Raw genomic sequence first — 24,497 nt, forward strand, 5'->3', positions numbered from 1 at the left:
AGCCCTTTGGTCCTGCTGTCCGCGCGGGATCGATCCGCGCGGACGCCGGGACATCAAGCCGAGACGGCTTCGTCCGCCGGGACGACGACCTGGTCCGGGTTGGCGCTCAGGTGCCGGTTCACGGCGCTGAGCAGCGCATGGAAGGACGCGGTCACGATATCGCGGTCGATGCCCACGCCGAAGCCCGTCGGCGCATCGCCGATCCGCACTTCCACGTAGCTGGCGGCACGCGTGTCGGCGCCGGCGCCGATGGCGTGCTCGTGGTAGTCCATGACCTTCACGGGCATGCCCAGCGCGGCCACGAACGCGGAGATCGCGCCATTGCCCTCGCCGACGATGGTGCGGCGCGTGCCGTTTACTTCGACTTCGGCTTCGACACGGAAATCACGGCCTTCGCCCGCGCCGGGGTCGCCCACGATGCGGTGGCGGATCAGCTTCCACGGGGAGTGCTGTTCCAGGTATTCCTTCTTGAAGATGCCGTGCACCGCATCGGCCGTCACTTCGCTGCCGGTCTCGTCGGTCACGCGCTGGATGGCGCGGCTGAATTCGATCTGCAGACGGCGCGGCAAGGCCAGGCCATGTTCCTGCTCGAGCAGGTAGGACACGCCGCCCTTGCCCGACTGGCTGTTGACGCGGATCACGGCGTCGTAGCTGCGGCCGAGATCGGCCGGGTCGATGGGCAGGTAAGGCACTTCCCAGACCGCGTCGGCCTTCTGCTGCGCCAGGCCCTTCTTGATGGCGTCCTGGTGCGAACCGGAGAAGGCCGTGAAGACCAGGTCACCCGCATAGGGATGGCGCGGATGCACGGGCAACTGGTTGCAGTACTCGGCGCAGCGGCGCACTTCGTCGATGTCGGAGAAATCCAGGCCCGGGTGCACGCCCTGCGTGTAGAGATTCAAGGCCAGGGTCACCAGGTCGACGTTGCCGGTGCGTTCGCCGCTGCCGAACAGGCAGCCTTCGATGCGGTCGGCGCCTGCCATGACGGCGAATTCGGCGGCGGCCACGGCGGTGCCGCGGTCATTGTGCGGGTGGACGCTCAGCACGATGCTGTCGCGGCGCGCCAGGTTCTTGTGCATCCATTCGATCTGGTCGGCGTACAGATTGGGCGACGTCGCCTCGATGGTGGCCGGCAGGTTGAGGATCATCTTGTTGTCCGGCGTCGGTTGCCAGACATCGGCCACGGCGTTGGACACTTCGAGCGCGAAATCCGGCTCGGTGGTGCTGAACACTTCGGGCGAGTATTGATAGGCCCACTGCGTCTGCGGATACTTCTTCATGGCCTGCTTGATCAAGGCCGTGCCGGTGGTGGCGATTTCCTTGATCTGTTCGCGGGTCATGTTGAACACGACCTTGCGGAAAGCCGGCGCGACGGCGTTGTACAGATGAATGATGGCGCGGCGGGCGCCGGCGGCGGCTTCGGCGGTGCGCGTGATCAGTTCTTCCCGCGACTGCGTCAACACGATGATGGTGACGTCTTCGGGGATGCGCTTTTCTTCGATCAGCTTGCGCACGAAGTCGAAGTCGGTCTGCGACGCGGACGGAAAGCCAACCTCGATTTCCTTGAAGCCGATCTTCACCAGCTGTTCAAAGAAGCGCACCTTGCGCTCGACGCTCATCGGTTCGATCAGGGACTGGTTGCCGTCGCGCAGGTCGGTGCTCATCCAGATCGGCGGCTGCGTGATACGGCGGCTGGGCCAGGTGCGTTCGGAGAAATCCTTGGCGAACGGGGCGAACGGTACGTACTTGGTGGCGGGGTTGGCGAGCATCATGGTCAGGGCACCTTTACGGGTGGGCGCGGTTCGGCGGCGCCGCCGGACGGTGCTCAGGGCCAAGGCACGAGGTGGCCTGCACGAGCTTCCTGTACGGCGGTACCGGCATCAACCGGCGAATACTAAGGACGAAAAAAGACGGGGGTAAGACGAGGTGGCGCTGAGGGCTGCCGAACTGCCACGGGACGCTAGGCCCGGCAACCGATCGTTAGGGTTAGCGCTAGCGATAGCGCGCTCACGGCTAGGGAGCCGCGGGCGGACTGGGGGGCCGACACAGCCGGGAGGCTGGTGGTAAAGGACGAATCAGCGCGCACGCCGACCGCCGGGGCGCTGTTGCGTCCGGTAGTCATCGCGAAGGAAGTGCGCGTGTGGGCCATGGGCTGATCGATAAAGTAAGCCGCTAGTCGAACACAAAATCGGGCGTGGCGCAAGTCCAGGGCGTCCCGGCGGGAGCAATTTCCCATGCCTTGCCGCAAAAAACGAAACCGCCTGCGAAGAGGCGGTTTACGGAGGGCTGGGTGAGCAGTGGTGCGCCCTTGCTTTATTTGCTGGGCCCGATACGGGGTTCAACGTGGACGCCGCGGGTCGGGGCCGGACGGTCGTCCAGGCCGGGATCCTGCCGGCCGACGTCACGGTAATCACGGGCGCCGACGCGGGGCAGGCGGTCATCCAGCACGGGTGCTTGCGCGCGCAGCGGCCCCGGACCGGTACCCGGCAGGGGCGGCAGCCCCAGCATGGCTTCCTGCTCGCGCACCATGGCGATCTTGTCGATACGGCCATGGCGGGTTTCGCTGAGCACGCGTTGCAGGTCGCCCACGGTGAAGGGCTCGTCACGGCTGCCCCAACACCAGCGCACCACGTCGACGACGTCCTCGGACAATTGCGGCACCAGGTCGGCAAAGGTGTCGGCCGGGACCACGCGGGCGCGGGCGGCTTCGATATTGCCGCGCAGCCAGCTGCGCACGATGAAGAAGACGATAAGGAACCAGATGGCCGCGACGCCCCACCAGAGATACGGGTTGAGGCGGTTCAACAGGTCTATGCTTTGCTGTCCCAGCGGCTGCAGGGCGCCATAGTTGATGGTTTTCCCGAAGTCGGTAATCTGGCCGGCGCCGTAGAGCCAAATGGCGGCTGCCACTATGATGACGACGGCCCGCAGCACCAGGCGGGGTGTGGCCAGTCTGAGCAAGGTCTGACGGATCAGACGGCAGTCCTGACGGATGCGATCGGGTGAGGTCGTATTCATGCAAAATATTGTACCTATGACTCCGCACCTATTTATCGAACGGCATCTCCTAGAAACATATTTATGACGCGGCATAGTCTCGAACTTCGTCCAGGCCAGCATTTGACGCTGACGCCCCAGTTGCAACAGTCCATCCGGATGCTGCAATTGTCGACGCTCGACCTGGAAACCGAGATTTCCCAGGCTTTGGCGGAAAACCCCCTGCTGGAACGCGACGAGGACGTGCGTTCGGACGAAACCGATCCCAATCGCGAAGCCTCGGCCCAGGATGACGATCCCGCGCCCGATCGCGAAACGCCGCTGGACGAAATGCCCGGCTCCAAGGGCGTCTACAACGACGAGGACAACGACCTGCCCGAAGCGGCGCGGCCCGATACCCTGCGTGAGCACCTGCTGGGCCAGCTGGCCCTGACCCGCGCCAGCGTGCGCGACGTCACCCTGACGACGCTCCTGATCGATGAACTCGACGAGAACGGCTACCTGGGGTCGCCGCTGGAGGAGATCCTGCAATGGCTGCCGGAAGACGCCGAGGCCGACATCGATGAACTGCGCGCCGCCCAGCGGCTGCTGCAGTCTTTCGACCCCCCCGGCATCGGCGCCCGCGACATGGCTGAATGCCTGACCTTGCAATTGCGCCAGCCGGACATCAGCCGCCTGCCCGAGGCGGCCGAGCCCCTGGTGCTGGCCTGTGCGCGCGAAATCTGCGCCCACCATCTGGCGCTGCTGGCGGCCGGCAATCCGGCCCGCCTGCGCGAAGCCCTGCATTGCGACGATGCCAGGCTGCGCGCCGCGCGCGCCCTGATCCTGAAGCTGGACCCCCGGCCTGGCCGCGCCTGGACGGTGGGCGCGGCGGACTACGCCGTGCCGGACGTCATCGTGCGCAAGGCCCGCAAGGGTTGGCAGGTGGTGCTGAACAGCGCCGCCATGCCGCGCCTGCGCATCAACGGCCTGTATGCCCAGATGCTGGGCAACCAGAAAGAGTCGAACCACGCCGGCCTGCACGCCCAGCTGCAGCAGGCGCGCTGGATGATCCGCAACGTCGAACAGCGCTGCGACACCATCCTGCGGGTGTCCCAGGCCATCGTGAACCACCAGGCGGCCTTCTTCAGCCAGGGCCCATCGGCGATGCGGCCGTTGATCCTGAAGGAAATCGCGGGCGAACTGGGCCTGCATGAATCGACGATTTCCCGCGCCACCACGCAGAAATTCATGCTCACGCCCTTCGGCACCCTGGAACTCAAGCACTTCTTCGGCGCGGGCGTGGCCACGGAAACGGGCGATTCGGCGTCCGCTACCGCCGTGCAGGCGCATATCCGCCGCATGGTGTCAGAGGAAAATCGCGCCAAACCGCTCTCGGACAATCAGCTGATGCTGAAACTGGCCGAAGAGGGGATCGTCATCGCCCGCCGTACCGTGGCCAAATACCGGGAAGCGCTGCGGATTGCCCCGGCGTCGGTGCGCAAGGCCCAGGCAACGTTGCGCTGAAAGCACGTCCCTTTTTGCGCGAGAACCGCCCCCGATTTATTTCGCGAACGTCCCCGTTTTTCGCACTTGCATGAAGCTGGATAAGCATTAATAATTATTCTCATGTACATTTGCGTATGTAATGCAGTCACCGAACGTCAAGTCCGTTCCTGTGTGGACGCGGGCGCTACGTCTCTGGATGACCTGGAATTCGAGCTGGGCGTGGCTTCGTGCTGCGGTTCGTGCGCGGCCACCGCGGCGGAATACCTGCCGGGCGGACGCTGCTCCAGCGTTTGTCATGTGCAATCGGTTGCCGTCCCCTCGCGCGGACGCCTTCCCGGTGCCGCGGTCGCGCTAGCCGACCAGGGCGGTCATGCCGCCAATTCCTTCCCCATTCCCGTCATCGCCGCCGCCTGACCCCGTGTCGGGGCATCCCCACGATCATTTACGCCAGGCGCCCCGCATGCGCTGGGCGCCGGTCGCCCTGTTCTGTGTGCTGTGGAGTTCCGCCTTCGCCGGCGCCAAGTTCGGTCTGCGCGACTGCCCGCCGCTGACCCTGCTGACCATCCGCTTCTTCCTGGCCGCCGCCGCCTTGCTGGCGCTGGCCGCCTGGAACGGCAGCCTGCGGCGGCCCGGCTGGCGCGAGCTGGGTACCCTTTTCGTGCTGGGCGTCTTGAACAACGCGCTGTACCTGGGCTTGAGCTGGACCGGCATGCTGACCGTGTCCTCGGCGTTCACGGCCGTCCTGATCAGCACCAACCCCCTGCTGATCGGCGTGCTCGCCGGCCCGATACTTGGCGAACGCCTGACCGGGCGCAAGTTCGTGGGCCTGTTGCTGGGCCTGGCGGGGGTAGCCCTGGTGCTGCGTTCACGCCTGGGCGGCATGCACGAAGATCCCCATGGCGTGTGGCTGGTGGTGGGCGGCCTGTTCGCCCTGGTGGCGGCCACGTTGCTGTACAAGCGCCTGCCGCCGGTGAGCGGACTCTGGCAGGCCACGGGCCTGCAGGCGCTGGCGGGAGCGGTGGCCTTGCTGCCCTTTGCGCTGCTGTATGAAAGTGGCCAGCCGATCAACTGGTCGGCGAACCTGTTCTGGAGCCTGATGTATATGGTTTTCGCCGTGTCGGTCGGCGGTTATGGCCTCTGGTTCCATATTCTTCGCGGTTCCAGCGCAACAGCAGCCAGTGCGTTGCATTTTCTTATGCCGCCGCTCGGGCTGTTATTTGGCTGGCTTGCGCTCGGCGAACACGTCGCGGCGATGGACTTATTGGGCATTTTGCCGATTGCCGCGGGCATCTGGCTGGCGACGCGCAACCCCGTGAATAAAGGGGTTTTGGGCTGATTTTCGCGTCATTTAGGGTGCGAATTGATCCAGATTCATTCTCATTTCTTTCCTGCTTACGCTTTCGTATAGCGGTCGCAAAGCCATTTACGACGTGAGAGAAAAGGGGTATTCGCGAAGCCATACCGATGGTAGTCTGCGGGCAATCGAAGCAAGGAGTTCCATCATGAAAGGCGATAAAACCGTCATCCAGTTCCTCAACAAACAGCTCACCAACGAGTTGACGGCGATCAATCAGTATTTCCTGCATGCCCGCATGCTGCGCCATTGGGGTCTGAACAAGCTGGGCAAGCACGAGTACGAAGAGTCGATCGGCGAAATGAAGCATGCCGACCGTCTGATCGAACGCATTTTCATGCTCGACGGCCTGCCCAATCTGCAAGACCTGCACAAGCTGCTGATCGGCGAGGACGTGCCGGAACTGCTGGCCTGTGACCTGAAGCTGGAAACCGCTGCCCAAGGCACGGTCAAGGACGCCATCGCTTACTGTGAGTCGGTGCGTGACTACGTGTCGCGCGATCTGTTCCAGGACATCCTGGACGACACCGAAGAACACATCGACTACCTGGAAACCCAGATCGGCCTGATCGATCAGGTGGGTCTGCAGAACTATCTGCAAAGCCAGATGGAAGTCGACGGCTGATAGCGGCCCGGGAAGACAAGCAGGTAAAAAAAAGCGCCGGAAGACCGGCGCTTTTTTTGTTGGACGTTATTTTTACTGGACCTTGTTCGGGCATTCGGCGATGGTGCCCCAGGCCTGGTTGGGTCCGCAGTACTTGTTGCGGGCATTCCAGGAGCAGGTGGGGCGATCGAAGAAGCCCGCCGACGCGCACTGCGCCAGTTCCTGCTTGAGGGCGTCCTGCCAGCCCCTGGCACCCGCGCTGTTATTGGCCATGGCCTGCTGCTGGCGCGGCGTGGGCATGTCGATGGCCTGCACCATGGTCGACTGGGTCACGTTGCGGGAGGCCTGGATCTGGGCGTACTGCTGGGCCGCCTGCTGGGTTTGCGCCTGCTGCGTGGCCAGGTCCAGGGTGCTGACGTCGTTGCCGGTGGGCACGGGGACGTTGGTCTCGGCCGCGATCTGGCGCGCCTGATCCATGGTGATGGAGTCGCGCGACAGCTGCACCAGCGGGTCATGCACGGTGTCGAACAGGGACACGGTGTTGACCTGCCAATCGGTATCAGCCGGCTTTTCCGGGACGCCCAGGGTGCCATCCACCCGCGGTTGCGGCGGCTGGGCCATATAGGGGCGGCCGTTTGCATCCAGAATGGCTTCGTCCGCCCCGCCGTTTTGACCGGGGGCGGGTGCGGCCGGGGGCGCGTGCGCCACCAGCCAATCGCCGAACTGGATTCCGCCCCACGCCGACGCGCCCAGCGCTACCAGCAGTGTTGCGAACAATACTCGCCAAGACATTCCTAACCTCTCGGGTCTCAAGGGACAGTAATCGTATCAGGACTGGACTTTGTCGCCGAAGACACGGCCCCCGTGCTCACGCATGGCATGGAATTTCACATCTGGATATAACTCTTCCGCCACCCGTAACTGGGCGGACGAGCTCACCAGGAAGGCCGCCGCGTCGACCACATCATAGGCGATGTGGGCGGCATTGGCATCCATGAACTTGCGCAGCGCCTTGGGGTCTTCCGACGTAATCCAGCGTGCCATGGTGTAGCGCGAAGGCATGAGCCGGGCGTCGGCGTTGTACTCGGCCTTCAGGCGATGGGCCACCACTTCGAACTGCAACTGGCCAACCGCGCCCAGCAGCATGGCGCCGCCGGCGGCCACGGGCCGGAAGACCTGGATCGCGCCTTCCTCGCCCAGCTGGATCAAGCCGGTACGCAGCTGCTTGGTCCGCAGCGGGTCTTTCACTTCCACGGCCTGGAACAGTTCCGGGGCGAAGAACGGCAGCCCTGTGAACTGCAGTTGCTCGCCTTCGGTCAACACGTCGCCCAGCTGCAGGACGCCGTGGTTGGGGATGCCGATCACGTCGCCCGCGTAGGCTTCGTCCAGCAGCTCGCGCCGTTGCGACAGGAAGGACACCACGTTATTGGGCCGCATTTCCTTGTTCGTGCGGCTGACCTTCAGGCGCATGCCACGCTCGAAACGGCCGGAACACACCCGCACGAAGGCCACGCGGTCGCGGTGGGCCGGGTCCATATTGGCCTGCACCTTGAACACGACGCCGCTGAAGCGCGGTTCCTCGGGCTTGACCTCGCGCTGCAGTGACTGGCGCGAGCCAGGGCGCGGCGCCATGTCGACCAGGGCGTCCAGCACTTCCTGCACACCGAAGTTGTTGATGGCCGAGCCGAAGAACACCGGCGTCTGCCGGCCCGCCAGGAACTCCGCTTCGTCGAAGGGCGGCGAGGCTTCGTTGATCAATTCGATTTCGCCGTTGGCCTGGTCGAAAGCACTGCCGAAGCGTTGGGCGATTTCCGGATTGGCCAGGCCCTGGATGAAGTCGTCGTCGCCGCCGCGGCGCTCCTGGCCCGGGCGGAAGATGCGCATGCGGTCTTCGCGGATGTCGAACACCCCGCCGAAGGCCTTGCCCATGCCCACCGGCCACGAGAACGGCACCGTGTCCATGCCCAGGTGCGACTCGATCTCGGCCAGCAGGTCCAGGGGCTCGCGCACTTCGCGGTCCATCTTGTTGATGAACGTGATGATGGGCGTGTTGCGCGCACGGCAGACCGCCAGCAGGCGCTTGGTCTGCGGCTCCACGCCGTTGGCGGCGTCGATCACCATCAGGGCGGCATCCACCGCCGTCAACACGCGATAGGTATCTTCCGAGAAGTCCTGGTGGCCCGGGGTGTCGAGCAGATTGATGACGCAGTCGCGATACTCCATCTGCATCACCGACGAGGCCACCGAGATGCCGCGCTGCTTTTCGATTTCCATCCAGTCCGAGGACGCATGGCGGCTGGCCTTGCGGGCCTTGACGCTGCCGGCGATCTGGATCGCGCCTGCGAACAGCAACAGCTTTTCGGTCAGCGTGGTCTTGCCCGCGTCAGGGTGGGAAATGATGGCGAATGTGCGGCGGCGCGCGACTTCTTGTTGGATATTCATCTAGGCATTCTCTACGTAGCGATGCGAAGCGGCCGGATCAGCTGGCGCGCCGGAACGTCGCCAGGAACAGGCCCGCGGCGATGAACAGCGAGCCGAAAGCGCGGTTCATCCAGCGGATGTGGCGCGGGCTTCGCAGCAGCCGCAGCACGCGCGCGGCCAACAGGGTGTAAACCGCCATGGCGACCAGGTCGGTGAAGGCCAAGGTCGCCGCGATGGCGGAATACTGCGGCGTCAGGGCGTGCGCCGTATCGATGAACTGCGGCACCACGGCCAGCAGGAAAACCGTGCCTTTGGGATTGCTGGCGTTGACCAGGAACCCGCGCACCACCAGGGAGCGCACGGAAGCTTTGGCCGGCTCGCCCTTGTCCACCGTGACCGGCGCGGCGTCGGTGCGGAACTGGCGCCAGCCCAGGTAGATCAGGTAGCCCACGCCCAGGTACTTGACGACGGCGAAGGCCAGCTCCGACGTGGCGAGCACCGCGCCCAGCCCCACGCCGACCACCACGAACTGGAACAGGATGCCGCTGATCAGGCCGACCGTATTCCAATAGCCGCGGGCAAAGCCGTACTTCAGTCCGGAGGACATCGCGGAAATGGCACCCGCCCCGGGCGAAAAGGAAATCGCCCAGGATGCGAGAAAGAAGGTCAGCCAGGTGGACAGCGTCACGTTACTTGGACAGCAGGGCGGGACGGCGGGCGCCATCCGAACGGCGGGCCGTGGGCGCGGCCGGGCGGTTTTCAGCCTGGCGTGCCGGCGCCGGACGGCGACCTTCGCCGCCGTTGCGCGGCGCGCCGGCATTGGCGCCGCCGTTACCGTTGGCGGCACGGCCTTCCGCGCCGTTGCGGCCCGCACCGCTGCGGGGTGCCTGGCCACTACGGGCGCCGGCGCCTGCCGCACCCGCGGGGCGGCCCTGGCCTTGGCCATTACCACCACGAGCACCGCCACCGCCGTTGGCCGAACGGCCCTGGCCCTGGCCAGCACGGCCACCGCCATTGGAGGAACGGTTGCCGTTACGGCCCGAGCCGTTGCGGAAGCCACGGTTGTCGCGTTCGTCGTCCTCGTCGTCGCGCTCATGCGTGGGGCCGCCGACGGGCGGCGTCCAGCCTTGGATCTCGATGCGATCGATGGGCTTGCGGATCAGTTTCTCGATGGCGCGCAGCAGCTTCACTTCGCTGGGGTCGACCAGGGAGATGGCGGCGCCCGTCGCGCCCGCGCGGCCGGTGCGGCCGATGCGGTGCACGTAGTCTTCGGGCACGTTGGGCAATTCGAAATTGACGACCTGCGGCAGCTGGTCGATGTCCAGGCCGCGCGCGGCGATGTCGGTGGCGACCAGCACGGTGACGCTGCTGTCCTTGAAGCCGGCCAGCGCACGCGTGCGCGCGCCCTGGCTCTTGTTGCCGTGGATGGCGGCGGCGCTGAGGCCGTCCTTCACCAGCTTTTCGGCCAGGCGGTTGGCGCCGTGCTTGGTGCGCGTGAACACCAGCACCTGGTGCCAGCCGCTTTCACGGATGATGTGGCTGATCAGGTCACGCTTGTGATGCTGTTCGCACAGATGCATGGTCTGCTTGACCAGCTCGGTAGCGGTGTTGCGCGGCGTCACCGAGACTTCGCCCGGATTGTTCAGGACACCGCGCGCCAGGGTGCGGATCTCGTCCGAGAACGTGGCCGAGAACAGCAGGTTCTGGCGCTTGGCCGGCAACAGGGCCAGCACCTTGCGGATGTCGCGGATGAAGCCCATGTCCAGCATGCGGTCGGCTTCGTCCAGCACCAGGATTTCCACGCCCGACAGGTCGACCGTCTTCTGGCCGGCGTGATCGAGCAGGCGGCCCGGCGTGGCGACCAGGATGTCCAGCGGCTTGCGCAGCGCGTTGATTTGCGGATTGATGTTGACGCCGCCGAACATCACCATGGACTTCAGCGAGCTGTATTTACCGTAGGTCTGCACCGACTCTTCAACCTGTGCGGTCAGTTCACGCGTGGGCGTCAGGATCAGGCAGCGCGGGCGGCCGGGTTTGCGCACGGCGGCGGGCGCCTGCATCAGGCGGTGCAGGATGGGCAGCGTGAAGCCCGCGGTCTTGCCGGTGCCGGTCTGAGCCGCGGCCAGCAGGTCGCCGCCTTGCAGGACCAGCGGAATGGCTTGGGCCTGGATGGGCGTGGGGGCCGTGTAGCCGGTTTCGGCAATGGCGCGCAACAGGGAATCGGCCAGCCCGAGGTCGGCGAAGGTGGTATTGGCAGTCAAGTACAACTCCAGCGGCAGCCTGTCGCTCAGTTGAGAGACTCCAATCAAGGCGGACGGAAACAGGAGAAAAGGATGGCCCGGCGGGCCAGTCACGGCGGCGAACGCCACGCATGGGATGTGTGCCGATTGGCATTGCACACGGCGCGCATTGTAGCTGAACACGGGGCCAGGGAATGGTCGTGCATGGAGGGCGCTGTAACGCCTGCTTCTCGATTTCCCGGATTGACGAAACGCGATGAAATGCAGGCCAGTTCGGTAGCGTTCAGTAACCGTTTGCTGATATTGAGTACCGTTTACATCGTGCAGCCGCATTTGTAACACCTATAATCCCGCCCTTAAATCAACCGGGAAGTGGAAGCCTCATGAAAAAGTCGCTAGGTATCGTAGTTGGCGTGATTGTGGTTGCTGGTGTCGCCTGGGTAGGCGCGTCGTGGTACACGGGCAAGCGTGTGGAAGCGGTGGTGCGCCAGGGTGTGGATGAAGGGAACGCCAAGATCCAGGCCTTCATGCCGAACGCCAAGATGAAGATCGAGGTCGTGTCCCTGGAACGGCACGTGTTCTCGTCCGACATCCAATACAGCCTGACGCTCGAAGGCGTGGCCGCCGAAAAGGGCAAGCCCGCGAAGGACGTCGCTTTCCTGCTGCATGACCATATCGAACACGGTCCCTTCCCGCTGGCCCGCCTGAAGAGCGGCGCCCTGGCGCCCGTCATGGCCACCAGCGCTTTCGAACTGGTCAACAACGAAACGGTGAAGAGCTGGTTCGAGCTGACCAAGGGCACGGCGCCCCTGTCCGGCAATGCCACCGTCCATTACAACCGCGACGTCGCTGGCAACCTGGTGTTGCAGCCGGTCGACGTCCTGCGTCCCGACGGTGACCTGAAGTTCTCTGGGATGAACCTGCAGGTGGCGGTGGCTTATGCCACCAAGGCCGCCAAGGTTTCCGGCAGCATCGACAGCATCAGCCTTGACATCAAGGACCCCAAGGAGCCGGGCAAGGTGCAACTCACCGGCCTGACCTTGAGCAGCGACATGCACCAGGGCCAGGCTGGCCTGCAGGTGGGCACCAACCAGCTGGCGGTCAAGCAGATGAGCATTCTGCACAACACCAGCCCGGCCATCCTGCTAAATAACTACACGCAGAACGCCGAGTTGACCGAAGGCGCCAACGGCCTGGCCGCGCGCGTCATGTACGACGTGGGCATGCTCAACCTGGGTGGCCAGGACGTCGCCGGCGTGCGTGTCGGCTTCGGCGCGCGCAATCTGGCGGCCGATGCGGTCAAGACCCTGGTCGAGCTGTATGGCAATGTGCTGACGCGCACCATGAAGCAGAAGCCGGGCGAGGATCCGGAACAGGCGCTGGACCTGCCGCCCGCGGATCGCGAAAAAGCCATGGCGGCGGGCAAGGCCCTGCTGGCGGGCAAGCCCACCTTCTTCATCGATCCCATCCTGGTTCACAACGCCAAGGGCGAGTCGCGCTTCGACATGACCCTGGACTTGGGCGATCCCGGCTCCACGGACCAGCCGATCGACCAGATGATCACCAACCTGCTGCAAAAGCTGGACGCCAAGCTGACCGTGTCGACGCCGATGGTGACCAGCATCCTGGCCCAGCAGATGCAGCAGCACGGTGGCCTGGATGCCGCCACCGCGCAAAAGCAGGCTGATGCAACGACCCAGGCGATGGCGCAGATGGCCGTGGCCACCGGTTACCTGAGCAAGGACGGCGCCAACGTGGTCGGCACACTCAACTATGCCGACAAGGTCGTGAATCTGAACGGCAAGAAAATGCCCCTGGACGAGTTCGCCATGATGGTGATGGGCATGGCCATGGGCATGCATCCGCAAGACGGCATGGACGAAGAAGATTCGGACCAGCCGGACGGCGATGAAGGCGACGAGCCGCAAGACGGCGTCGCGCCCGATGCCGGTGCGGCCGCCGTGCCCGCGCCTCCGGCCCGTCGCAAGTAAGCAAGTAGACAAGTAAGCAGGGTCTGACGAGCCGCGGCCGGGTACGCCGCGGCCAGTTCTGAAAAGCAAAGGCCGGGAGCGATCCCGGCCTTTGCTTTTGCCGATGGCGATTCAGGCCGCGGCGGTGCCGGCGACGCGCGCGCCCAGGCTGCGCACCGCGGCGGCGCGGCGTGGGCTGTCCTCGTGCTTGCCGTTCAAGGCCGACCACTCCGGGCGACTGCGCGCTTCCTTGAGTTCGGCCGGCAACGCGCCCTTGCGCCAGGCCCGGTCACCCGTGTCAGCGCGCGCTTGAACGGTGTCCGGCATGTCGTCGCCCGCGCTGCGCGGATCGGCTTCCGCGGCGCCCCCGGCCAGGCGCAGGGGATCGCGCGCGGCATGGCCGCGCCGGTCCAGCGCTTCGATCAACTGGCTGGCGCGCAGGCCCAGCAGGCGCAGCACGGCGTCGTCCACGCTCAGTTCGCGGTAACCGCGCAGCTTGCCGAGTACGCGTTGCCCGTAGCGCTCCACGCTTTGCCACAGGCCGCCGCCGGCCGCGCCGATCAGTGCCGCCGTGCCAAGACTGACGCCGGCCAGCATCACATCGACCGCCGCGCCGGCCATGGCGCCTGCCGCCACGCCCACGCCCAGGCTGATGCCGGCGTCCTTCAACGCCTGGGGATGGAATAGATCCATGTCCCAACGCGCGCCCGCCAGCGGCAGCGGTTCAGCGGCGTAATCTTCGTTGCGAAAGTTGTAGAGGGCCAGCAGTGCGTCGATGCAAGCCTGTTCGCGTTGCCGCGCGCGCGCTTGCAGGTCCTGGCCCGCGGCGCGCAAGGCGTCGTCGTCGGCCGCGCTGCTCAGGCGCAGGGCCGCGATGTCCAACAGCATGCCGGCGGCCAGGCGCCCGGCGGCCACCCGTCGTTCCTGGCGCTGCTGCATCAGGTGATCGGCGAGGGCCTGCAAAGTGGCCGCGTGGGCGTCCAGCAGCATGGCCAGGCGGCCATAGAGTTGTCGCTCGCCGTCCAGCGGCGGCGCCACCGTGTCGAATTCGACCAGGGCGTGCAGCCCCAGCCTGGCCATGGACTCGCGCCATTGCTGCGTCCGATGCGCGGGCGCGCGCACGAAGTTCAGCACGGGCAACAGGGGTTTGCCGCAAGCGGCAAGCAAGGCCAGTTCGTCCTGATGCTTGGCCAACACGGGGTCGCGTGCGTCGATGACGTAGAGCGCGGCATCGCAGTCCAGCATCTTGGTCAGCACGCGCGCTTCCTGCTCGAAGCGGCCCTGTGCTTCCGGCGCATCCAGGAAGCGGCGGATGCGGGCGGGACCGTCCAGCCGCTCCGTGCCCGCCAGGCGCTCGACATAATCCAGCAAGGCGACGCTGTCTTCCATGCCCGGCGTGTCGTACCACGCCAGCACCGGGCGGCCATCCAAGCGCAGTTGGGCCCCCTGCACGCGGCGCGTCGTGCCGGGCGCATCGGCCACGTCGCCGAAGCCGGCGTCGCGGGTCAGGGTGCGAAGCAGCGACGTCTTGCCCGTGTTGGTGTGGCCGACCAGCGCTATATGCAGGGGACGGGGAAGCGGACCGTCGTGCAGGGCACCGCGCGGACGCTCGTCGGACGTATCAGTCATGGTCTGCCTCCAGCCAGCGCAGCGCCGGTTCCGCGGCGCGCATCACCTCTTCATCCGCCACGCCCGCCGCGCGCAGCTGATCGCGCCAGGCTTCGAGACGCGTCGGCGCCGCTTCGGACGCGTCGAACGCCGCGGACGGCCCGCCATTGCCCAACAGCCAGAAGCGGGTCTCTTGCGCCAGCGCGGACAGTTCCGTGATCAAGGCCAGGGCGCCGCGATCCGGCGTCTGGCGGGTATCGCACACGATCAGCAGGCGCGGCGCGGGTCTGGCCGCCAGCGTATCCAGCAAGCGCCGCCGCTGGTCGCGCGTGTCCAGATTGCCGCCGTCGGCCAGCGCCGGCGGCAACGGAACGGGCGGCCAGGGCAGATCCGGCGGCAGTTCCAGCCCGACCAGGGTGGGCGCCACGCCCACGGCGGCGGCGTTCGCATGGCCGATGCGCGGCCCTTGCTGGGCCAGCGCGGGCGCATCGTCGTCCAGCGTGTCGGCGGGCGGCGCCAGGCGCGCTGCCAGACCGGCATAACCTGGCAGATCCGGGTCCAGTCGCAAGCCGGCCAGGGTCCGCCGCAGCATGACGGCGCTGAGCAGGAAGGCGAGCAGGCGCGGCAGGATGCCGTAGGTCACCAGCGCGCCGATCAGCCACATCGACCATTGCGCCTGGGCCACCGCGGGCAGGTCACGCGTGCCGTCGCTGGCGGCCACCAAGGCGGCGTCCGGCACACTGAAACCCAGGTGTGCCGGCAGCCAGCCCAGCACGTCCGTCAGGTGCACGAAGGTTTGCGGGTCCAGCAAGGTGGTGGCCCAGATGAAGCGATAGCTGGCGGTGGACAGCACCAGCAGCAAGGTGGCCAGGGCGGTGGTCAACGCCAGCAGCCAGACCAGATGGCTGACCGCGCCGAACAACCACCGCAGGCCGCCCGCGCGTGCCAGCAGGCCAAGCAAGGCCTGTGCGGCGAGCCCCGCGTCCGGGCCGCGGGCCAGGCGGCGGCTGGCCCACAGCCAAAGCCGCGCCAGGCCCTGGGCCGCGCCGCGCGGCGCCACGGCGCTGGCGCACAACCAGAATAGAAACGTCAGCGCGTGCAGGCCCAGCAGGGCGCCGACCGCGTGCAATACGTTGACCGCGCGGCTGCCGTCGCCCAGGGCCCCCATGGCGGCGCCGATGCCGGCCAGCAGGCCCAGGCCCAGCAGCACCACGACGCCGATGGTCGCGGCGCGGCGCCAGGCGCTCAGGCTCGTGTCCAGTCCGGTCTGCCGTCCCAGCAGCTCGGCCCGCAACAGGATGCGTTGTTCCAGGGGCACGGGCGCCAGGCGCGCCTGGCGCACGGCCTGGACGTCGTCCAGCGGGCCCCAGTGCTCTTCACGCAGGCGCAGCGTTTCCGCCAGCCACAGGGCGTCCAGCTCCCCGGCGGCCGGGGTAGGCAGGGATGTCGTCTTCGTGTTCAAGATGCTCCACAAACGCAAGGGGACAAAGCGCGCAATGGGGCATTCTAGCGTCGGTCGCGGCGCCGTTCGCCCAGGGGCGTAACCTTCCTGAGCGTAAAAAGGAGGGGGAATGGCGAATATTGTTGACAGTTGATCGAAGATATCGTAGTATTGCCTAGTTCGTCGTGTATGAACGCCGCAGCGAGCTGGCATCCAGCCGGCAGCTGGCATGGTGATTTCCCGTCCTCAATAAGAAAACACGGAAATCCGCCAGCGCCGACATCGCTGTTACAAGACGCCGCGAAGACGTCCGCTAGCGCAACCCCTCAAGCGCCAAGCAATCGCCCCTGTTGTCGTCCTACGAAATCATGCCCTCGGTACGCTTAGCGACCGCCGGTCATCGGCTTGGCCTTTCCGGAATCATTCCGTCAGTCCAAAACCCCGCCGATGTTGGCTCTTGTTGCGTTTGTGTCCCTTTGCATTGTTTTTACCCTGCAATGATCCCTCATCCTTACGGGCGAGGTCTTTAGGCCATCCGCAGCAATGTTCCCGTCACGGAACTGGGACAACATATGGCATTCGCCGCAACCAAGCCATGACACGAGTCTGGCACGAGTGGCGAACGAAACGCGGATTCGCAACGGTCAGCCTTACCCGGCGAACCGCAAAATGCCCGCCGAATGCGGGCCATAACAACACATAGATAGATTGGAGTACCCAACAATGAACAATTCGATTCAACCCCGCCTGACCCGCCGTGCCACGCACGTGCTGGACGACACCCCCATCCATGTGGGCGACATCGTTCATCTGCAACCGGAAGACGGCCCCGGCATCACCGCTCGCGTGATCTACAACACGCCGTTCAACGGCGCCACGACCTACACCACGGACCTGGTGCCGTGCGTGGCGGAAAACGGCCGCGTGCGCAAGCAGCGTTTCCGCTTTCGTCATGAGCACGTTCACCGCATCGAATCGATCCGCGGTTGAGCGCGGCCGGCAACCATTGCCGGTCGCCGCTGTCGGGTTTTGTCGGTCCCTGTGTTCGTCCCCGTTGTTTGTCCGTATTGTCGGCGCTGCGTGACTAAAGTTTCCGAGCGCCGCTGCTTTTTCCCCCTCCGCGTTTCCCTTAAGCTTTCAACACTGGCGCTGTCATCGCTGACATAGCGCCAGCCGCGATTGCACTGCGCGATGCGCGGCATGTCTGGCGGGATTCTCCCGCCCTGTTTTCCCTTCCACCTCAAGAATCGATAGGCACGCCTGCCTCGGCTCGCGTGCATTGCCCATGCTGTTGCCCATCCTGCTTCTATCCGCCGCCGGCTTCACGGTGCTCACCACCGAGTTCGTCATCATCGGCCTGCTGCCCGCCCTCGCCCGCGACCTCGGTATCGAAGTCGCCCAGGCAGGCTTGCTGGTGACGTTGTTCGCCTTCACTGTCGCCGCGACGGGTCCGTTTTCCACCGCGCTGATGGCGGCGTTGCCGCGCAAACGCGTGTTCGTGGGGGCCCTGGCCCTGTTCGGCGTGGCGAACGTGGTGGCCGCGTGGGCGCCGAATATCTACGTGATGGCCGTGGCGCGCTTCGTGCCGGCCCTGGCCTTGCCGGTGTTCTGGTCCTTGTCCAGCGACACCGCCATCAGCCTGGTGGGGCCGGCCAAGGCGGGCCGCGCGGTATCGCTGGTGGCGTTCGGCATCGTGGTGGCGACCGTCCTGGGGATACCCATCGGTGTGCTGATCGCGGATGCATTCGGCTGGCGCGCGGCCTTTGGCGTCCTCGCCGTGCTGGCCTTCGCCAAGGCCGGCCTGCTGCAGCGCTTCATGCCTGTGGTGCCGGGCAGCGCGCACGCCGGCTCGCTGGCCACGCAGCTGCGCAGCTTGCGCGATCCCCTGCTGGTTGGTCACGTCGTGCTGTCCCTGCTGGTCTTCACCGGCATGTTCACCGCCTACACCTATCTGGCCGACATGCTGGAGCGCCTGGCCGGTTTCAACGGACAGGTGGTGGGCTGGTCCATGATGGCCTTCGGCGCCGTCGGCCTGATCGGCAATACGCTGGGCGGGCGCATGGTCGATCGCAATCCCATCGGCGCCACGGCGCTCTTCAGCGTCATCATGGCGGTGGGCCTGCTGGTCATCGTGCCCGTGATCCACACGCCAGTGTGGTTGGCGGTCGCCCTGGCCTTATGGGGTATCGCGCAGTCGGCCCTGTTCATCGTGTGCCACGCGCGCGTGATGAAGGCCGCGCCGCATGCGGCGGCGTTCGCGGCATCCCTGAACATTTCCGGTGCCAATATCGGCATCGGCGTGGGCGCCGCCCTGGGCGGCCGTGTCATCAACACGTATGGCCTGGGTGCGCTGGGTTGGGCGGCGACGGCGGTGCTGGTGTTGAGCCTTGCAGTGGCGTTGTGGTTGATGCGCGCGACGCGTCGCGCGGTATCGGCTCAGGCGGCACAGATGGCTCAGGCGGCACAGATGGCGCGGTCGACAGCACATCAGGACGCGGCCGCTGCGCTTGCGTGCAACGAAGAGGCCTGCGCCGCGGCGGGAGGCTGATCACCTGCGTCGCGGCAGACCCGCGTCGCAGGCGGCCAGCGTTGCGAATCGCTGATTATTTGCGCTGCCAGGCCGCCAGCACGGCCGGCAATTCGCGCATGTCGCGCAGCACATGGGCCACGCCCACGTCGAGCAGGTCCTGCGCATCGCTATGGGCCGGGCCGCCAGGGCTGTAGCCGAACACGGTGGCGCCCGCGGCCACGCCGGCGCGGGCGCCCGTGACGGAGTCTTCCACCACGGCACAGCGCGCCGGATCCACGTCCAGGACGCGCGCGGCAGCCAGATAGACATCCGGCCAGGGCTTGTTGCGGGGTTGTTCCTGTCCGCTGACGACCCGGTCGCCGAACGGAATGTCCAGGCCGACCTTGGTCAGCATCAGGCGCAGCTTGTTGCTGTCCGCGCCGGATGCGACCGCGATGCGGCCATTGACGGCGGCATGCACCGCGTTGACCGCTTCGATCGCGCCGGGGATCGGCAGCATCTCCGTTTCCAGCGCCGCATTGCGGCGCGCGCGGAAACGTTCTATCCAGGCGTCGTCGATCAGATGGCCGGTTTCGGCCTTGATGCGCGGCGCCTCGTCCATCACCGTCTTGCCGACGAATATGTCCAGGGTCTCTTCCAGGCTGAGCCGCCAGCCCATCTCACCGAGCATGGTGGCAAGGGTGCGGTTGGTGATCAGTTCGGAATCGACCAGCACGCCGTCGCAATCGAACAGGACGGCATCGAAGGGGAAGTGGGACATGGGATATCTGCGAGGCGTCAGGGCGGGCCGGTGGTGGCTGGCCTTGATGCCCGAAATGATTGGTGCCGGCTAGAGGAATCGAACCCCCGACCTTCGCATTACAAGTGCGCTGCTCTACCAACTGAGCTAAGCCGGCCTTGGGCGGTCCGCCGCTGGGGCGGACCGCATGGGACGCGTATTGTAAACGTCTCTGGACGCTTGCGGCCCGGATCGGGCCGCCAAGGCCATCGTGCCTACTTGACGATGGTCAGGCGCGGCCGTGGCGGCGGATCGTCGCTGGGCGGTCCGTCGTCGCGCGAGTCGGACTGGCCGGCAGGCGCGTCCGGCGCGGCGTCTTCACCTTCCGTGGCCGGTTCGTCGGTCTGGACTTCGAAGCCCATGCCGGCGCCCGTCTCGCGCGCATAGATGGCGCTGACGGCCCCGATGGGGACCGATACGTCTTCCACGATGCCGCTGAAGCGGGCCTGGAACTCGATGAGATCGTTGCCCAGCCGCAGCTGATTGGTGGCCAGGTTGCCGATATTCAGCGTGATCTGGCCATCGCGGACATGCGCCGGCGGCACCATGGTGCGGGCATTCACCTGCACCACGATGTACGGGGTGTAGCCGTTATCCGTGCACCACTCGTGGAGGGCACGGATCAGATACGGTTTGGTCGACGATTCACCCATGCCGGTCCTTAGCGCCGCATCACTTTTTCAGACGGGGTCAGCGCTTCGATGTAGGCCGGACGCGAGAAGATGCGCTCGGCGTACTTCTGCAGCGGCGCCGCGTTCTTGGGCAGTTCGATGCCGTAGTGATCCAGGCGCCACAGCAAGGGGGCGACGGCCACGTCCAGCATGGAGAACTCGTCACCCAGCATGTACTTGTTCTTCAACAGCATCGGCGCCAGTTGGGCCAGGCGGTCGCGAATGTTCTGGCGCGCGCGCTCCAGACGCTTTTCGTCCGGCTTGCTGGTGCGGTCTTCGAGTTCCGACACGTGCACGAACAGTTCCTTTTCGAAGTTGAACAGGAACAGGCGGGTGCGCGCGCGCATGACCGGATCAGCCGGCATCAATTGCGGGTGCGGGAAGCGCTCGTCGATGTACTCGTTGATGATGTTCGATTCGTACAGCACCAGGTCGCGTTCGACCAGGATGGGTACCTGGCCATAGGGATTCATGACCGAGATATCTTCGGGCTTGTTGTACAGATCGATGTCCCGGATTTCAAAATCCATGCCTTTTTCGAACAGCACAAAACGGCAGCGTTGCGAAAACGGACACGTGGTTCCGGAATAAAGCACCATCATGGCGATAAGTCCTTGTATGAAAAGCGAAAGGCCAGCGCCGCCAATCTAGCAGGCGCTGGCCCCAATTGCCAGGGGGGCAGCAAGGGCGATGCTGCCCACGGAGGCTCCAGGAGCCCCGCCAGCCCCCGGCGGGGCAAGCTGGTTTACCGGACGTGCTTCCAGTAGGAAGCATTAAGGCGCATGGCCACGACCAGGAAAAGACCCAGGAAGAGCAATACCCAGACGCCCAATTCCTTGCGGAACTGAGCGACAGGCTCGGCCATCCAGGTCAGGAATGCACTGAGGTCGGCGACATCATTGTCGAACTGGGCGGTAGACGCCGGGTTCAGGGCTTTGAATGTCGCGGTGACGCTTTCACTGCCATGGAAACGCTCAACCGCCTCTTTCTTGACGGTGGCATAACCCTGCGCATCATAAACGGTGGTTGCGCGCTCCCAGCCGGGTTCGCCCCCCTTGCCTTCGACTTCGTGCATGGCCACCGTTGTCAACTCGCGCGGACCCTGGCGTTCCCAGAGCACGTGCGGCATGCTTACATTAGGGTACACCAGGTTGTTCCAACCGGTCGGCCGGCTGGTATCGCGGTAGAAGGAACGCAGATAGGTGTAAATATAATCGGTTCCGGGCGCGCCTGCAGTCTGGGACTTGGCCCGGGCGATCACCGACAGGTCCGGCGGGATGGTGCCGAACCACTTTTTGGCGTCCTTGGGCGGCATGGCGACCGTCATCAGGTCGCCCACCTTCTCGCCCGTGAACATCAGGTTCTTGGTGATCTGCTCATCAGTCAGGCCGATGTCGCGCAGCTTGTTATAGCGCATCGAACCTGCCGCATGGCAGTTCAGGCAGTAGTTGACGAAGAGTTTCGCCCCATTCTGCAGGGCGGCCATGTCATTGGAACGGTCCGGCGCCCGATCCAGGGGATATCCACCTTCCGCCGCCAGCGCGGCCGTACACGCGAGCATCAACGCCGCGGCACCGATCAGCTTCTTGATCATGATCATTCCGTTTCCAGGTCCTGGGGCTTAGTGGGCGTGAAAGACGACGCGGTCAGGCACAGGCTTGAACGTGCCCAGACGGCTCCAGACCGGCATCAACAGGAAGAATGCCAGGTAGTAGAGCGTGCCGATTTGCGATGTCAGGTTCAGCGCTGGCGACGGCGGCTGCGTGCCGACATAGCCGAGGACCACGAAATTGACCATGAAAATGCCGTAAAGCACCTTGTGCCAGCTTGGACGGTAACGGATCGACTTGACCGGGGAACGGTCCAGCCAGGGCAGGAAGAACAGGATCACCACGGTACCGCCCATGGCCACCACGCCCCAGAACTTGGCGTCGAGGGCACGCAGCAGCACCGCCACGACCACCAGGATGGCCGGCACCACCAGACGCCAGATACCCTTGAAATTGCCCTTGAGGAACAGGACGATGGCGCCCAGCACCGCCGCCCCCGCCAGCACCCAGGTGAAGTCGTCGGTAGTGGCGCGCAGCATGGAATAGAAGGGCGTGAAGTACCACACCGGCGCGATGTGCGGCGGCGTCTTCAGCGAGTCGGCGGGAATGAAGTTGTTGTATTCGAGGAAGTAGCCGCCCATCTCCGGACCGAAGAACACGATGGCCGCGAAGACGATGAGGAAGCCCGCCACGCCGACGATGTCATGCACCGTGTAGTAGGGATGGAAAGGCACGCCGTCCAGGGGCCGCCCGTAGCGGTCCTTCGGGCCCTGCTTGATCTCCACGCCGTCCGGGTTGTTCGACCCCACTTCGTGCAAGGCCACCAGATGCGCCGCCACCAGGCCCACCAGCACCAGCGGGATGGCGATGACGTGGAAGGCGAAGAAGCGGTTCAGGGTGGCATCCGACACGACGTAGTCGCCGCGGATGAAGATGGCCAGGTCCGGTCCGATGAAGGGGATGGCGGAGAACAGGTTCACGATCACCTGCGCGCCCCAGTACGACATCTGGCCCCAGGGCAGCAGATAGCCGAAGAAGGCCTCGCCCATCAGACAGAGGAAGATCGCCACGCCGAAGATCCAGACCAGTTCGCGCGGCTTGCGGTACGAGCCGTAGAACAGCCCGCGCAGCATGTGCAGGTAGACCACCACGAAGAACATCGACGCGCCGGTCGAGTGCATGTAGCGGATCAGCCAGCCGCCCGGCACTTCCCGCATGATGTACTCGACGGACTGGAACGCGCGTTCCGCATCGGGCTTGTAGTGCATCACCAGGAAGATGCCGGTGGTGATCTGGATCACCAGCACCAGCAACGCGAGCGAACCGAAGAAGTACCAGAAGTTGAAATTCTTCGGGGCGTAGTACTCGGAAAGATGTGCCTTCCAGGTTGCGGTGGCAGGAAAGCGCCTGTCCACCCAACCCAGCAAACCTGTAGTCTCGACCTGTTTCTCGCCAGCCATGAAGCAGCTCCTTTGCTATACGTGGCGTATCAATCTTGTGCGCATGAACCCGCCTCCGCTACGGAGGGCACGGGTTTTACGCCTTGTTGTCTTCGTCGACGCCAATGACGATGCGGGCGTCGCTCAAATACTGATACGGAGGAACTTCGAGGTTGTCCGGCGCGGGCTTGTTCTTGAACACGCGGCCAGCGAGGTCGAAGGTGGAGCCGTGGCAGGGGCAGAGAAAACCGCCCTCCCAGTTGGAAGGCAGGCCGCCCGCGCCGCCGGTCTCGAAGTGCGCGGTTGGCGAACAGCCCAGGTGCGTGCAGATGCCGACGCAGACGAACAGCTCGGCCTTGCGTGAGCGGAATTCGTTTTCGGCGTACTTGGGCGTGTAGCCCGGCCGCTTGGATTCGGGATCGGCAACGAGCGGATCGTTGACCTTGAGGCCGGCAAGCTGTTCTTTCGAACGATGAATGATCCAGACCGGTTTGCCACGCCACTCGACCGTTATCATTTGGCCGACGGGAATATTCGACACGTCGACTTCGACGGGCGCGCCGGCCGCACGGGCCTTGGCGGAGGGGGCAAAGGTACTGACAAAGGGCACGGCGGTTGCTACCCCAGCAACGCCTCCCAGAGCACAGGCGGTTGTTACCCAAAAACGTCTTGACGGGTCCGGCGGCAGATTGGTGGGTACTGCGCCTTCTTCGTCTCCATGCACCATCGTGTTCTGACTCATCTTCCATCCTTGTTATGCGACCGCTGCCCGTCGGGACAACGGTGTGTAGCATTCCCCCTTAAAAGGGGTGTGGATATGTGGCTGGCCATTTTTGTAACAATGTAGCAACCGCGTATTATAGCCTTAGCCCAATCAAGGGCGTATCACAGACAGGAGTAGATATGAGCAAAGCGACCGGATTTCTGAAGGACTTCCGCAACTTCGCCGTCAAGGGCAATGCCGTTGACCTCGCCGTTGGTGTCATCATCGGTGCGGCTTTTGGCAGGATCGTCGACTCCCTTGTGAAAGACATCGTGATGCCCCTGATCAATTTCATTCTGGGCGGCTCGGTCGATTTTTCCAACAAATTCATCGTCCTGCACATGCCGGAAGGCTATACGGGTCCGATGACCTACGCGGAAATCCTCAAGGCCGGCGGCAACGTCTTCGCCTGGGGTAACTTCGTCACCATCCTGATCAACTTCATCCTGCTCGCGTTCATCATCTTCCTGATGGTCAAGGCGATTGCCGGTGCGCGTTCCAAGCTGGATGCCGCGCCTGGCGGCCCCACCGCCGACCAGAAGCTGCTGACGGAAATCCGCGACCTGCTCAAGGCCCAGCAAGCACAAGGGCTGCAATCGCCGGCCGCGCCGCTGCAGCAGCCGCCGCGCACGCCGGGCGTGTGATC

At 65.0% G+C, this 24,497-nt stretch carries 22 protein-coding genes and 1 tRNA gene; 8 read left to right on the top strand and 15 right to left on the bottom strand.

Annotated features, from left to right (window positions below; genetic code table 11):
• Positions 1-53: 53 nt before the first annotated feature.
• Complete coding sequence (leuA, locus tag ASB57_RS23470) at positions 54-1,769, bottom strand: 2-isopropylmalate synthase (protein WP_057656379.1); 1,716 nt, start codon at positions 1,767-1,769, stop codon at positions 54-56.
• Between the two features lie 541 nt (positions 1,770-2,310).
• On the bottom strand, positions 2,311-3,015 hold the full coding sequence (locus tag ASB57_RS23475) for a hypothetical protein (RefSeq protein ID WP_057654381.1): 705 nt from the start codon (positions 3,013-3,015) through the stop codon (positions 2,311-2,313).
• A 63-nt stretch (positions 3,016-3,078) separates the two neighbouring features.
• On the opposite strand from ASB57_RS23475, the gene rpoN reads away from it, so the two are divergent.
• The 4 genes from rpoN (at position 3,079) to bfr (ending at position 6,461) form a co-directional block, all read left to right on the top strand.
• Positions 3,079-4,500 carry an RNA polymerase factor sigma-54 gene (gene rpoN / locus ASB57_RS23480; protein WP_082621786.1) on the top strand — a complete coding sequence of 474 codons (1,422 nt, stop codon included), beginning with the start codon at positions 3,079-3,081 and terminating at the stop codon, positions 4,498-4,500.
• Between the two features lie 102 nt (positions 4,501-4,602).
• Positions 4,603-4,896, top strand: coding sequence for a bacterioferritin-associated ferredoxin (locus tag ASB57_RS23485; protein ID WP_057654383.1), 294 nt, complete (start codon positions 4,603-4,605; stop codon positions 4,894-4,896).
• A gap of 46 nt (positions 4,897-4,942) precedes the next feature.
• Positions 4,943-5,818: a DMT family transporter gene (locus ASB57_RS23490; protein WP_057654384.1), complete on the top strand. Its 876-nt coding sequence runs from the start codon at positions 4,943-4,945 to the stop codon at positions 5,816-5,818.
• A 166-nt stretch (positions 5,819-5,984) separates the two neighbouring features.
• On the top strand, positions 5,985-6,461 hold the full coding sequence (gene bfr / locus ASB57_RS23495) for a bacterioferritin (protein ID WP_057654385.1): 477 nt from the start codon (positions 5,985-5,987) through the stop codon (positions 6,459-6,461).
• 72 nt (positions 6,462-6,533) lie between these two features.
• Here the strand turns inward: bfr and ASB57_RS23500 are convergent, their stop codons facing one another.
• Genes ASB57_RS23500 through ASB57_RS23515 form a run of 4 tightly spaced genes read right to left on the bottom strand, consistent with a single transcriptional unit; the run spans position 6,534 to position 11,122 of the window.
• Complete coding sequence (locus ASB57_RS23500) at positions 6,534-7,232, bottom strand: hypothetical protein (protein WP_057654386.1); 699 nt, start codon at positions 7,230-7,232, stop codon at positions 6,534-6,536.
• 36 nt (positions 7,233-7,268) lie between these two features.
• Positions 7,269-8,882: a peptide chain release factor 3 gene (locus ASB57_RS23505; RefSeq protein WP_057654387.1), complete on the bottom strand. Its 1,614-nt coding sequence runs from the start codon at positions 8,880-8,882 to the stop codon at positions 7,269-7,271.
• Between the two features lie 37 nt (positions 8,883-8,919).
• Complete coding sequence (locus ASB57_RS23510; RefSeq protein WP_057654388.1) at positions 8,920-9,549, bottom strand: LysE family translocator; 630 nt, start codon at positions 9,547-9,549, stop codon at positions 8,920-8,922.
• 1 nt (position 9,550) lies between these two features.
• Positions 9,551-11,122, bottom strand: a complete 1,572-nt coding sequence (locus ASB57_RS23515) for a DEAD/DEAH box helicase (RefSeq protein ID WP_057654389.1) — start codon at positions 11,120-11,122, stop codon at positions 9,551-9,553.
• Between the two features lie 362 nt (positions 11,123-11,484).
• Here ASB57_RS23515 and ASB57_RS23520 point away from each other — a divergent pair, with 362 nt between their 5' ends.
• Positions 11,485-13,092 carry a YdgA family protein gene (locus tag ASB57_RS23520; protein ID WP_057654390.1) on the top strand — a complete coding sequence of 536 codons (1,608 nt, stop codon included), beginning with the start codon at positions 11,485-11,487 and terminating at the stop codon, positions 13,090-13,092.
• 111 nt (positions 13,093-13,203) lie between these two features.
• Here ASB57_RS23520 and ASB57_RS23525 read toward each other — a convergent pair whose 3' ends face one another.
• Together ASB57_RS23525 and ASB57_RS23530 are read right to left on the bottom strand one after the other, a co-directional pair.
• Positions 13,204-14,700: a GTPase/DUF3482 domain-containing protein gene (locus ASB57_RS23525; protein ID WP_082621788.1), complete on the bottom strand. Its 1,497-nt coding sequence runs from the start codon at positions 14,698-14,700 to the stop codon at positions 13,204-13,206.
• Positions 14,693-16,120 (bottom strand): DUF2868 domain-containing protein, encoded by a 1,428-nt coding sequence (locus ASB57_RS23530; protein ID WP_057656381.1) that lies wholly within the window; start codon positions 16,118-16,120, stop codon positions 14,693-14,695. The genes ASB57_RS23525 and ASB57_RS23530 overlap by 8 nt, the downstream gene beginning before the upstream one ends.
• Positions 16,121-16,843: 723 nt before the next feature.
• Between ASB57_RS23530 and ASB57_RS23535 the strand changes: the two genes are divergently transcribed.
• Both ASB57_RS23535 and ASB57_RS23540 read left to right on the top strand, forming a co-directional pair.
• A complete protein-coding gene (locus tag ASB57_RS23535) occupies positions 16,844-17,110 on the top strand; it encodes a hypothetical protein (protein WP_057654391.1) in 267 nt (88 codons plus the stop codon).
• A 295-nt stretch (positions 17,111-17,405) separates the two neighbouring features.
• Complete coding sequence (locus ASB57_RS23540) at positions 17,406-18,668, top strand: MFS transporter (RefSeq protein ID WP_082621789.1); 1,263 nt, start codon at positions 17,406-17,408, stop codon at positions 18,666-18,668.
• Positions 18,669-18,723: 55 nt separating this feature from the next.
• On the opposite strand, the gene ASB57_RS23545 is transcribed toward ASB57_RS23540, so the two are convergent.
• The 7 genes from ASB57_RS23545 to petA form a co-directional block, all read right to left on the bottom strand.
• Positions 18,724-19,410, bottom strand: coding sequence for an HAD family phosphatase (locus tag ASB57_RS23545; RefSeq protein ID WP_057656382.1), 687 nt, complete (start codon positions 19,408-19,410; stop codon positions 18,724-18,726).
• Positions 19,411-19,470: 60 nt separating this feature from the next.
• Positions 19,471-19,546: transfer RNA gene (locus ASB57_RS23550), tRNA-Thr, on the bottom strand.
• A 97-nt stretch (positions 19,547-19,643) separates the two neighbouring features.
• On the bottom strand, positions 19,644-20,081 hold the full coding sequence (locus tag ASB57_RS23555; RefSeq protein ID WP_057654392.1) for a ClpXP protease specificity-enhancing factor: 438 nt from the start codon (positions 20,079-20,081) through the stop codon (positions 19,644-19,646).
• Between the two features lie 8 nt (positions 20,082-20,089).
• The gene (locus ASB57_RS23560) at positions 20,090-20,701 is read right to left on the bottom strand and encodes a glutathione S-transferase family protein (RefSeq protein ID WP_057654393.1); all 612 of its coding nucleotides are present in this window, start codon (positions 20,699-20,701) and stop codon (positions 20,090-20,092) included.
• A 143-nt stretch (positions 20,702-20,844) separates the two neighbouring features.
• Positions 20,845-21,699: a cytochrome c1 gene (locus ASB57_RS23565; protein ID WP_197424807.1), complete on the bottom strand. Its 855-nt coding sequence runs from the start codon at positions 21,697-21,699 to the stop codon at positions 20,845-20,847.
• A gap of 21 nt (positions 21,700-21,720) precedes the next feature.
• Positions 21,721-23,109: a cytochrome bc complex cytochrome b subunit gene (locus ASB57_RS23570; protein ID WP_057654394.1), complete on the bottom strand. Its 1,389-nt coding sequence runs from the start codon at positions 23,107-23,109 to the stop codon at positions 21,721-21,723.
• Positions 23,110-23,185: 76 nt separating this feature from the next.
• A complete protein-coding gene (gene petA, locus ASB57_RS23575; protein ID WP_057654395.1) occupies positions 23,186-23,830 on the bottom strand; it encodes a ubiquinol-cytochrome c reductase iron-sulfur subunit in 645 nt (214 codons plus the stop codon).
• Between the two features lie 161 nt (positions 23,831-23,991).
• Between petA and mscL the strand changes: the two genes are divergently transcribed.
• Positions 23,992-24,495 carry a large conductance mechanosensitive channel protein MscL gene (mscL, locus tag ASB57_RS23580; protein WP_057654396.1) on the top strand — a complete coding sequence of 168 codons (504 nt, stop codon included), beginning with the start codon at positions 23,992-23,994 and terminating at the stop codon, positions 24,493-24,495.
• Positions 24,496-24,497: the final 2 nt, after the last annotated feature.

It is taken from the genome of Bordetella sp. N, assembly GCF_001433395.1.
In the GTDB taxonomy this organism is placed as follows: Bacteria; Pseudomonadota; Gammaproteobacteria; order Burkholderiales; family Burkholderiaceae_B; genus Bordetella_C.